This is a genomic window from Variovorax humicola (assembly GCF_037889915.1).
Lineage (GTDB): Bacteria > Pseudomonadota > Gammaproteobacteria > Burkholderiales > Burkholderiaceae_C > Variovorax > Variovorax humicola.
The window spans coordinates 1-8046 of the sequence record NZ_JBBKZV010000074.1 but is presented as its reverse complement, the minus strand read 5'-3'; the positions used below and the strand labels follow the sequence as shown (position 1 = coordinate 8046).

Genomic DNA, 8046 nt, shown 5'->3' with positions numbered 1-8046 from the left:
CGCCGACGAACTTGCTGGTCGTCTGGTAATAGCTGACGCCGGTGTCCACGACACCGAACAGCGTGACGGACGACTGGGCCGCGGCCATGCCTGCAGCAGACAGTGCAGCCAGGGCAACGAGGGATTTCTTCATTTCAAATTTCTCCAGAGAGGATAGGAACTACGTGGGGGATTGGGTTATGGGTGGTGGGCGCATTGCGCCACCGGGTATTTCTCTGATTTCGTCATTGCGCGCGAAGCGCCTGCAACATGGCGTCCAGCAGCGCATCGGGTCCCGCGGCGCCCGACAGTGCCAGCGATCCTTCAAACACGAAGCAGGGCACGCCATTGATCGGGTAGCGGGGACTTGCAGGCACGTGCCGGCCCTCGTTGCGGGCCGCCTCATCGTCTCGGGGGGCCTCGAGCCCGCACTCCAGCGCCAGCCGCTCGAGCACGGACGCATCGCCGATGTCGTCGCCGTCCATGAAATAGGCCGTGAAGATCCGCTCGATCAACCGGGCCTGCTGCGCTTCGGCGCCGCGCACGGCTGCTCGTGCGACCCACGCGTGGGCAGCGGCCGTGTTCGGCAGCGTCTCGATCCGCTCGAACGCGAAGCGGACACCCGCGGTGGTTCCAGCCTGCTGCACCTGTGCGCGGCGCCTTGCGACGGCCTCGGGACTGCCGAGCCGATCCACGTAGAAGGCCTGATAGGGCAGGCCGCCTGCGGGGGTGTCGGGCAGCAGGGTATGCGAGCGCCAGACCGCGTGCAGCCGCACATCGGGGCGCAGTTCGGCCAGCCGACGCGCGGCGGCGTCGAACTGGCGCTTTCCGATCAGGCACCAGGGGCAGACGAAATCAAAGAAGACCTCGACCGTCAGCGAGGGCTTCGTGCCCGCGTCCTCGGCGCCTGCGCGTATCACCAACTCAGGCATGTCCACGGATCAGGCCCCCATGCGAGATGCGGGGAACCGCAATCGAGCGCCCGTTGCGGTGCGCAGACCCTTCGCGCGCAGCGCGAAACGCGGGCACCGGCGAGCCGGCATGCGACAGGTTGCCAAGGGCAACGGTCTGTCGGAACCAGTCCATATCCTCGGGTGCCCAATCGCGCCGCATGGCGCGCAGTTCGTGCAAGCAATGTCTCAGGAATGCCATGTCGTTCTCCGGTTGAGGGGCCGCGCGGACGCTCGGGCATCCTTTTCGGTCGGTGGCGTAAATTTATCGTTCGGCCGCTCGCGCGATACCCTCCTCGCGGGAGGGGGAAGCTGTAACGCCGCGCTCCTCAGAAGGCTTCGAGGGACATCTCCGAGATCGCTTCCGAGCCCGCGACGATGCTGTCGCGCAGGCCGGGCACGCGGGTCAGGATGTGGTCTGCATAGAACCGGGCCACCAGGACCTTGCGGCGCATGAAGTCGATGTCCCCACCGGCCTCGAGTCGATCTTCGGCGGCCAGCAGCGCGCGGCCCATCTGCCAGCCCGCGGCCAGATTGCCCGCGAGCAGGAGGTAGGGCACCGAGCCGGCGAACACGGCGTTCGGGTCGGACTTGACGTTCGCCAGGACCCAGTCGAGCACCTCCAGGAAGGCCTCTCGCGCGACCGCCAGGCGCAGGGCCATGGCCTGCGCGGCCTCGCTGCGACGCTGGCGCAATTCGGCCTCCACGGCCGCGATCTCCTGCGCGAAGGCGCGCGCCACGGTGCCACCGTCGCGCACTGTCTTGCGGCCGATGAAGTCGTTGGCCTGGATCGCCGTGGTGCCTTCGTAGATGGTCAGGATGCGCGCGTCGCGATAGTGCTGCGCGGCACCCGTTTCCTCGATGAAGCCCATGCCGCCATGCACCTGCACGCCCAGGCTGGTGACCTCCAGGCTCATCTCGGTCGCGTAGCCCTTGACCAGCGGCACCAGGAACTCGAAGACCGCCTGCTCGCGACGCCGTACCTCGGCTTCGGGATGCGCATGTGCCGCATCGCAGGCAGCGGCCGCGGCCATGGCGAGCGCGCGGCAGCCCTCGGTCTGTGCGCGCATCGTGAGCAGCATGCGCTGCACGTCCGGGTGGTGGATGATCGGCGCCGCGCCAGGGAGCGAGCCGTCCACCGGACGCGACTGCACGCGCTCCTTCGCGTAGGCCGCGGCAAGCTGGCAGGCACGCTCGGCCACGGCGATGCCCTGCAGGCCCACCGCGTAGCGGGCCGCGTTCATCATCACGAACATGTACTCCAGGCCGCGGTTCTCCTCGCCCACAAGGTAGCCGATGGCGCCGCCGTGGTCGCCGAACTGCAGGACGGCGGTGGGGCTGGCCTTGATGCCGAGCTTGTGCTCGATGCTCACGCATTGCACGTCGTTGCGATCGCCGAGCGCGCCTGTTCCGTCGACGAGGAACTTCGGCACCACGAACAGCGAGATGCCCTTCACGCCCTCAGGCGCGCCAGGCAGGCGCGCGAGCACGAGATGGACGATGTTCTCGGCCATGTCGTGCTCGCCGTAGGTGATGAATATCTTGGTGCCGAACACCTTGTACGTGCCGTCGCCCTGGGGCTCGGCGCGCGTGCGCACGAGCGCGAGGTCGCTGCCGGCCTGCGGCTCGGTCAGGTTCATGGTGCCGGTCCACTCGCCCGAGATCATGCGCGGCAGGTACACCTCCTTCAGCTGTCGCGAGCCGGCCGTCAGCAGCGCATCGATGGCGCCGTCGGTCAGGATCGCGCACAGGGCGAAACTCAGGTTGGCGCTGTTGAGCATTTCGGAGCAAGCGGCCGCGATGGTCATGGGCAGGCCCTGGCCGCCGAAGTCCATGGGATGCTGCAGGCCCTGCCAGCCGCCCTCCCCGAACTGCCGATAGGCGTCCGCGAAACCCGGGGTGGTGGTGACGTTGCCGTCCTGCCACGACGAGGGTTGCCTGTCGCCCGCGACGTTGAGCGGCGCGACCACGCCTTCGGTGAAGCGCGCGCATTCTTCCAGCACGGCCTGCGCGGTGTCGATGCCGGCTTCCTCGAAGCCGGGCAGCGCGGCGATGCGCTCGATGTTGGCCAGTTCGGTCATGCAGAACAGCATGTCCTTGACGGGGGCTTGGTAGATCATGAAGGTGTCCTCGAATGTTGTGCGATGAAGTGCTCCACGCGGCGCGCGGTCTCGGCCGCGCGAGTGAGCACGAAAAGGTGGCCGCAGTCGACGGTCTCGAGCCGCGCTTCGCGCAGGCCCGCCACGAGGATGCGGCCGTTGATGGTCGGCACGATGGGATCGTCGGAGCCCATCAGCACCAGTGCCGGCGCCTCGACGCGGCGCAGCCGGTGCCAGCTGGTCCAGCCGACCATGGCCAGCAGCTGATAGAGATAGCCGTGGATGCTCGGCGCGCGCATGGCCCGCGCGTGCATCTCCAGCAGTTCGCGCTCGAAGCGCATCGCGCCGCCGTAGAGCTCGCCGCCTACGCGCATCAGGTAGAGCGGATCGAGGTAGCGGCGCGGGCTTGCCATCCGCAGCAGCACCTTGGGCCGGCCCGGCACCATGACCATGCCCGCGCAGGTGGCTGCGAGGGTCAGGGTGCGGCAGCGCTCGGGATGCCGGATCGCGAACTCCTGCGCGACGGTTCCGCCCCACGAGACGCCCAGGACATCGACGCGCCCGACGCCCATGCGATCCAGCACGATCGTGCCCAGCCGCGCGATGTCGCGCAGGCGGTAGGGCAGCAAGGGGGCCGGCGATTCGCCGACGCCCGGCACGTCGAAGGTCAGCACGCGCGTGCGCCCGAATTGGTCCATGAAAGGCGCCATGGTCTCCACGCTGGCGCCGATGCCGTTGAACAGCAGCAGCGTGCGCGTGGCGTCGGGCGCGCCGCCGATGGCCACGCGCACGCGCTGCCCCTCGATCGTGAGCCAGTGCGTCTCGGGGCTGCTCGCAAGGTCGCTTCCAGCGAGCAAGGTCGACCCAGGATGTTGTCTCATGCGGCCTGCAACTGCCCGCCCTCCAGCACGTAGGTGCCGGGCGCGGCGCACAGTGGCGGGTGGGCGGCCGTGCCCTCGTGGCGCGGCGCGCGCCGCGGCGGCTCCGATCGCCCCGCGAGCCAGCCCGCCAGGTGCGGCCACCAGCTGCCCTCGTTGTGCTCGGCGGTCTCCTCGAACTCCCGGGGCGTCGCATGTCGCCCGGCGTTGGTCATGAAGACACTCTTCTTGCCGCCCGGCGGGCTGACGATGGACTGCACATGGCCGCTGCCGGTCAGCACGAAGTCGCTGTGCCCGCCGAGCAGGCCGCGCGTCTGGTAGCAGCCTTCCCACGGCGTGATGTGGTCAGTCTTGCCGGCCAGGATGTAGCTGTCGCACTTGACGTCGGCGAGCGACAGCGGCAGGCCGCCGATCGAGAGGCCGCCGCGACGCACCAGCGCATTGGACTTCAGCAGCGCGATGAAGTCGCCATGCAGGCGCGCCGGCAGGCGCGTGGTGTCGGAGTTCCAGTAAAGGATGTCGAAGGCCGGCGGCTTGCGGCCCATCAGGTAGTTGTTGACCCAGTAGTTCCAGATCAGCTCGTTCGGGCGCAGCCAGGCGAAGACCTTGGCCAGGTCCTTGCCCTGCAGGACGCCGTTCCTGCCGCTGACCGTGCGCGCGAGTTCCAGCGTCTCGAGGTGCGCGAACAGGCCCATGGAGCTGTCGGCGATGCCGTCGATGTCGAGGATCGACACCATCAGCGTCAGGCTGCGCGCCCAGTCCTTGCCCTGGGCCGCCAGGTAGGCGAGCAGCGCCGCCGAGGTGATGCCGCCCGAGCAGGCGCCCAGCACGTGTAACTGCTCCGCGCCTGCAATCTCGCGCGCCACCTCCATCGCCTGCACAAGCCCCTGCACGTAGGTCTCCAGGCCCCACGCGCAGCGGCTGGCGTCCGGATCGAACCAGCTCACCACGAAGACCTGGAAGCCTTGCTGAACCAGGTACTCGATCAGGCTGCGGCCCGGCGCGAGGTCCCAGATGTAGAACTTGTTGATCTGCGGCGGCACGATGAACAGCGGCGTGCCGTGCACCTCCGCCGTCTGGGCGCGGTACTCGATCAGCTCCAGCAGTTCCGAGCGGTGCACCACCGCGCCCGGCGTGACCGCGAGGTTGCCTCCGACTTCGAAGTTCGTGCCGTCGACCGAGGCGGGCAGGCCGCCGTTGTTGCGCCAGTCGGCCGCCAGGTGCATCGCGCCCTGGACCAGGTTGGCGCCGGCAGTGTCGAGCGTGCGCTTGAGCGCGGCGGGATTGCCGATCAGCGTATTGGTCGGCGCCAGCGTGTCGGTCGCCATGCCCAGCACCATCTTCGCGCGGGCCTCCTCGCGCTCGGACAGGCCGAGTTCGCCGACCACGCGCCGCGCCTCGTGCACCAGGGCGAGATGGCCCTGCATGAGGCTGCGGTACAGCAGGTTGTCGCTCCAGGCAGGATCGTCGAAGCGACGGTCGTTCGGCGCCGGCCCCTTGGTGGAGCGGCCGGTAGCCACGTCCAGCAAGGCTGCGCCGGCGCGGCCCGCGCCCTTCAGCGACGTGAGCGGCTGCCGCAGGATGCTGGTGGCGAACGCCGCGACGGATTCGGCCAGGCTGGCGCCGTCGCGGCGCGAGCCGCGACGCGTCTGGAAGGGGCGATGGTGCACTTGACTCCTCTTTTGTCGGACGTTGGATGAAATCCCGCGTTGCGTGTCGCGTCGATGCGGGTACGGCCGGAATTCTGGATGCCGGCACGGCGGTGCTCCCCCTTCTTGGCGGAGGGGGAGAGACCGGGAAGTGCCCCCGAGACCCAGGCAAGGCCGGCCTGCCGATCGGGTGCCGAACCTTGCGCGCCAGCGGCCAAGATGCGACATTCACTGCGCTCTGGACCAAGGCGTATGGCGGAATCTGCGAAACACAAGGATTTAGTGATACGGGTGCCGCGCGCCGGAATGTTCCGGAGCAGGAACCTGATGGACGAGGCCGCGCGCGATCTATGAGCGGCCAGTCCGAGCGACCGGGCGACGGTGAAGCAGCGTGGCTTCGGTGGTTGCCCGGCTTGCGCATGCTGCGGACCTACGACCCGGCCTGGCTGCGCCATGACATCGTCGCCGGGCTGGTGCTGACCACGATGCTGGTGCCGGTAGGCATCGCCTATGCCGAGGCGTCGGGCGTCGGCGGCATCTACGGCCTTTACGCGACCATCATTCCGCTTCTTGCCTATGCCGTGTTCGGGCCCAGCCGCATCCTGGTACTGGGGCCGGATTCCGCGCTGGCGGCCGTCATCCTCTCGGTGGTGCTGCCGCTGTCGGCGGGCGATCCGGCGCGCGCGATCGCGCTCGCCAGCGCGATGGCCGTCGTCTCCGGGGTCGCCTGCCTCGCCGCGGGATTCGCGAAGCTGGGCTTCGTGACCGAACTGCTGTCCAAGCCGATCCGCTACGGCTACATGAACGGCATCGCGCTCACGGTGCTGCTGAGCCAACTGCCCAAGCTCCTGGGCTTTTCCGTGGAGGCCGAAGGGCCGCTGCGGCAGGCCTGGGCCCTCGGCGAGGGCGTGCTGGCCGGCAAGACCCACCCCGTGGCCCTGGCGATCGGCGGCGGGACGTTGGTGCTCATCCTGCTGCTGCAACGGGTACCGCGTGCTCCGGCCGTGCTTGTCGCGGTGGTGGCGGCAACGCTGGCGGTCGGCCTGCTGGGTCTGGAGCGCTTCGGCATCTCGGTGCTCGGCTCCCTGCCGCAAGGCCTTCCGACGCCCACGCTGCCGCACCTGGGCATCGGTGATATCCAGCCGGTTCTGCTGGGCGGCCTGGCCGTGGCGCTGGTGTCCTTCGCCGACACCAGCGTGCTGTCGCGCGTCTATGCCGCTCGCATGCGCACGCCGGCCGACCCCAACCAGGAGATGGTCGGTCTCGGCGCCGCCAACCTTGCGGCCGGCTTCTTCCAGGGCTTTCCGATCAGCAGCAGCTCTTCTCGCACCCCGGTGGCCGAGGCGGCGGGCTCGCGCACGCAACTTACCGGCGTGGTTGGCGCGCTGGCCATCGCGGTCCTGCTGGTGGTGGCGCCGAACCTGCTGCAGCACTTGCCGAGCGCGGCGCTGGCGGCCGTGGTGATCGCGGCGGCTCTGGGGCTCATCGAGATCACCGACCTGCGCCGCATCCATCGCATCCAGCCATGGGAGTTCTGGCTGTCCGTCGTTTGCTTCGTGGGTGTCGCGATGTTCGGCGCCATTCCCGGCATCGGCATCGCCGTAGTCATCGCGGTGATCGAATTCCTCTGGGACGGCTGGCGCCCGCATTCGGCGCTGCTCGGGCGCGTGAACGGACTCAAGGGCTATCACGACATCGGCCGCTATCCGGAGGCCAGGCGTATCCCCGGCCTGGTGCTGTTCCGCTGGGATGCGCCGCTCTTCTTCGCCAACGCGGAACTGTTCCGCGACCGGGTGATGGCAGCGGTGGCGGATTCACCCACGCCCGCGCGCTGGGTGGTGGTCGCGGCCGAGCCCGTGACCAGCGTGGACGTGACCTCCGCCGACATCGTCGCCGAGCTCGATGACAGCCTGCAGGCCCGCGGCATCGAACTGTGCTTCGCCGAAATGAAGGACCCGGTCAAGGACAAGCTCAAGCGCTTCGGTCTCTTCGCGCGCCTTGGCGCGGGGACCTTCCACCCGACCCTCGGTGAGGCCGTGAAAGCCTACCTGCGCAGCTACCCGGTCGAGTGGGAGGACTGGGAGAAGGAGCCGGGGCGCTCCGCCTGAGCACCCCGGGCCGTCGGCCGCCGCGCCTTTGCTGACGCCATCCGGCGCCGGATCACGCCCCCCTGCCCCCTGCTGCGAGGAGGGGGCCGCAAGGCGTTCTGAATCCTATTCTTCAGTCTGCAAGGTCGCCGAGGCGGCCACCTTCATCACCAAAGGCGCCCGGCAGAACCGGACCCCCATCCAGCAGACAAGCCATGAACACAACAGTCCAGACAAACACGGTGCCGGGTTCGCCCGCAATCGTTTCGGCCGCCGCGAGGAAGACCTCGATCAAGATCGAACAACTCACCGCAAGCATCGGCGCCGAACTGGTCGGCGTGAACCTGGCCGACGCGGCCGTGGACGAGGGCCTGTTCAAGGAGGTCTACGCCGCGCTGCTCAAG

General features: G+C 68.8%; 7 protein-coding genes and 1 pseudogene. 2 read left to right on the top strand and 6 right to left on the bottom strand.

The window, feature by feature from the left end:
* From WKW80_RS36800 to WKW80_RS36775, 6 genes are all read right to left on the bottom strand, one after another.
* Window positions 1-133, bottom strand: a 133-nt coding sequence (locus WKW80_RS36800) for a porin (protein ID WP_340368495.1), incomplete at its 3' end; no start/stop codon positions are given.
* Window positions 134-224: 91 nt separating this feature from the next.
* Window positions 225-911 (bottom strand): DsbA family oxidoreductase, encoded by a 687-nt coding sequence (locus WKW80_RS36795; RefSeq protein ID WP_340368494.1) that lies wholly within the window; start codon window positions 909-911, stop codon window positions 225-227.
* The gene (locus WKW80_RS36790) at window positions 904-1131 is read right to left on the bottom strand and encodes a hypothetical protein (RefSeq protein ID WP_340368493.1); all 228 of its coding nucleotides are present in this window, start codon (window positions 1129-1131) and stop codon (window positions 904-906) included. The genes WKW80_RS36795 and WKW80_RS36790 overlap by 8 nt, the downstream gene beginning before the upstream one ends.
* A gap of 127 nt (window positions 1132-1258) precedes the next feature.
* A complete protein-coding gene (locus tag WKW80_RS36785) occupies window positions 1259-3049 on the bottom strand; it encodes an acyl-CoA dehydrogenase (protein ID WP_340368492.1) in 1791 nt (596 codons plus the stop codon).
* Complete coding sequence (gene phaZ, locus WKW80_RS36780) at window positions 3046-3909, bottom strand: poly(3-hydroxyalkanoate) depolymerase (RefSeq protein ID WP_340368491.1); 864 nt, start codon at window positions 3907-3909, stop codon at window positions 3046-3048. The genes WKW80_RS36785 and phaZ overlap by 4 nt, the downstream gene beginning before the upstream one ends.
* Window positions 3906-5576, bottom strand: coding sequence for an alpha/beta fold hydrolase (locus WKW80_RS36775; RefSeq protein WP_340368490.1), 1671 nt, complete (start codon window positions 5574-5576; stop codon window positions 3906-3908). Before WKW80_RS36775 ends, phaZ begins: the two co-directional genes overlap by 4 nt.
* Window positions 5577-5905: 329 nt before the next feature.
* On the opposite strand from WKW80_RS36775, the gene WKW80_RS36770 reads away from it, so the two are divergent.
* Both WKW80_RS36770 and WKW80_RS36765 read left to right on the top strand, forming a co-directional pair.
* The gene (locus WKW80_RS36770; protein ID WP_340368489.1) at window positions 5906-7663 is read left to right on the top strand and encodes a SulP family inorganic anion transporter; all 1758 of its coding nucleotides are present in this window, start codon (window positions 5906-5908) and stop codon (window positions 7661-7663) included.
* A gap of 194 nt (window positions 7664-7857) precedes the next feature.
* A pseudogene (locus tag WKW80_RS36765) lies at window positions 7858-8046 on the top strand (taurine dioxygenase); the annotation flags it as partial.